The following is a 2,547-nucleotide window of genomic DNA, read 5'->3' as shown; positions in this document are numbered from 1 at the left end:
CGACGGACTAAACCGCTCGCGCGGTAGGGGCTACGGTCCGACGCTGGAGGTCAGGGAGAGGCCGGTCACGCGGTTTTATGTTGGCGAATGAGGCAATCCGCCTCGTTCTTCAACAGGAGCCGAATCATGACCTCCTCACCAGCAAACGCCAGCCCGCTGCGCCAGCGCATGATCGACGACATGCGCATGCGCCAGCTTGCCCCGAAGACGCAGGAGAGCTATCTGCGCATCGTGCGCGAGTTCGCCCGGTTTCTCGAGCGCTCGCCCGACATGGCTACCGTCGAGGACCTGCGGCGCTACCAACTCTATCTGGTCGATCACGGCACCTCGCCCGTCTCACTGAACCGCGCGATCACCGGCCTGAAGTTCTTCTTCACCGTCACGCTCGACCGGCCCGAGCTGATGGTCAGGATGCAACCGGTGCGCGTGCCCCGCATCTTGCCCGTGGTGCTCAGTCCCGATGAAGTGCGGCGGCTCATCGAGGCAGCCGGTAACCTGAAGCACCAGACCGCGCTGTCGGTCGCCTACGGTGCCGGGCTGCGCGCGAGCGAAGTGGTGGCGCTGAAGGTCACCGACGTCGACAGCCAGCGCATGACACTGCGTATCGAGCAGGGCAAGGGCCGCCGCGACCGCTACGCAATGCTGTCACCGGTTCTGCTTGAGCGTCTGCGTGTGTGGTGGCGCGTGGCCCGTGCGCAGGGCAAGATGCTCGACGGCGGGTGGCTGTTTCCCGGGCTCGATCCAGTCGATGCGCTGAGCACACGGCAACTGAACCGCGCCATTCACGCCGCCGCCGAGGCCGCGCACATCGACAAGCGCGTGTCCATGCACACGCTTCGACACAGTTTCGCGACACACCTCCTTGAACAGAAGGTGGACATCCGCGTGATCCAGGTCCTGCTTGGCCATGCGAAGCTGGAGAACACCGCGCTTTACGTCCAGGTCGCCACCGACCTGCTGCAGGAGGTCACCAGCCCGCTGGACCGGCTGCCTCCCGAGTAAGCCCGCAGCCGCAACGCCTCATGCTGGAGGTTGCGGAGATCTTCCGCAGCCACGGGCCAGCGTGGCGAGCCACGACACACCTGAGCCTGGGGCAGCTGAAGGTCATGTCAGCCATCGAACGGTGCCGCACGGCGGCACTGGGCGGACATGTGCTGCGCTGTTCAGGCTGCGCAAGGACGGAAGTGTCCTTCAACTCGTGCCGGGACCGGCATTGCCCGAAGTGCCAGGCCAGTGCCGCACACCGCTGGCTGGAGGCGCGCCAGGCCGACCTGCTACCCGTCGAGTACTTCCACGTCGTCTTCACGCTTCCCGCACCCATCAGCGCGATCGCCTGGTACAACAAACGGATCATCTACGGCCTGCTGCTCGACATCGCCGCCGACACGCTGCGCACGATCGCTGCCGATCCCAGGCATCTCGGCGCGCAGATCGGGGCCACGCTCGTACTGCACACCTGGGGCTCAGCCCTTACGCATCATCCACACGCGCACGGCATCGTACCCGGCGGCGGACTCTCGCCCGATGGCGAGCGCTGGATTGCGTGCCGGCCCGGCTTCTTCCTGCCGGTGCGCGTGCTCTCACGCCTGTTCCGCCGGCGCTTCCTCGAAGCGCTCGAACTGGCACACCGGAATCGCCAGTTGCAGTTCTTCGGCGAGTACACCGGGCTCGCTGATCCCGCCACCTTTGCCCGGTGGCTTGCGCCGCTGCGTACCTGCGAATGGGTGGTCTACGCCAAGCGCCCGTTCGCCGGACCGAAGGCGGTGCTCGAGTACCTCTCACGCTACACGCACCGCGTTGCCATCTCCAACCAGCGTCTGGTCGCCTTCGATGAGCGTGGCGTGACGTTCCGCTGGAAGGACTACCGCGCGAAGGGACACACCCGCTACAAGACCATGACCCTCGAAACCGGCGAATTCATACGCCGCTTCCTGCTCCATGTGCTGCCCGGCGGTTTCCATCGCATCCGTCACTACGGACTGCTCGCCAACCCGGTACGCCGCGCCAGGCTCGCGAAGGTGCGCGATCTGCTGCACATTGCGCCCGAAATCAGCCCGTTACCGGACGACACCGTCATCGCAACCCGGCCCGTCTTCATCTGCCGGCACTGCGGCGCACCGATGATCGTCATCGACATCCTCGCGCGCAGCGCCCCGATCCGGGCACCACCGATGCCGCGGGGGCAGACATGAGCATCGCGGTTCTTCGATCCGCCTGTCGAACGTCGGCTCTGCGGCAACGCGGCCCACGAGCGGACGTTTGCGCGTGTCGCTTCTCGAAGCGCCTCCCAAGCCCGCGTCATCACCGCGATCGCACCTCAGCACCGCTTCGCCATCGCGTCAGTGCCCGTCCGGCATCCTGCCTGAACGCGCCGCATCCGGCACCACTGAGCATCCCGGCCTATCAATCGCCATAGCCGCGAAGACTTCAAGCGCTTCGGGGCACTCCGCGGTTTCCTCCATCGAGGCTTATTCGACGCCTGCCGACACGCGCGGAGGCACCGTCACATTCCTGTGGCCGATGGCAGGCATCGAATAACCCTTAACG

At 65.9% G+C, this 2,547-nt stretch carries 2 protein-coding genes; both read left to right on the top strand.

From position 1 onward, the window contains the following. Nucleotides 1-126: 126 nt before the first annotated feature. Nucleotides 127-1,002 (top strand): tyrosine-type recombinase/integrase, encoded by an 876-nt coding sequence (locus C7411_RS36710; protein ID WP_110389027.1) that lies wholly within the window; start codon nt 127-129, stop codon nt 1,000-1,002. Between the two features lie 20 nt (nt 1,003-1,022). Then, complete coding sequence (locus tag C7411_RS36705; protein ID WP_110389026.1) at nt 1,023-2,192, top strand: IS91 family transposase; 1,170 nt, start codon at nt 1,023-1,025, stop codon at nt 2,190-2,192. Nucleotides 2,193-2,547: the final 355 nt, after the last annotated feature.

Origin of the sequence: Paraburkholderia silvatlantica, assembly GCF_003096715.1 — a bacterium.
Taxonomy (GTDB): domain Bacteria; phylum Pseudomonadota; class Gammaproteobacteria; order Burkholderiales; family Burkholderiaceae; genus Paraburkholderia; species Paraburkholderia silvatlantica.
Note: the sequence above shows the minus strand (reverse complement) of the source record. Positions and strands in the feature narration are given on the sequence as shown.

What these genes read in the sequence shown, in the direction of transcription:
- C7411_RS36710 (WP_110389027.1), top strand. Translation starts at nt 127, where the DNA reads ATGACCTCCTCACCAGCAAACGCCAGCCCGCTGCGCCAGCGCATGATC.
- C7411_RS36705 (WP_110389026.1), top strand. Translation starts at nt 1,023, where the DNA reads ATGCTGGAGGTTGCGGAGATCTTCCGCAGCCACGGGCCAGCGTGGCGA.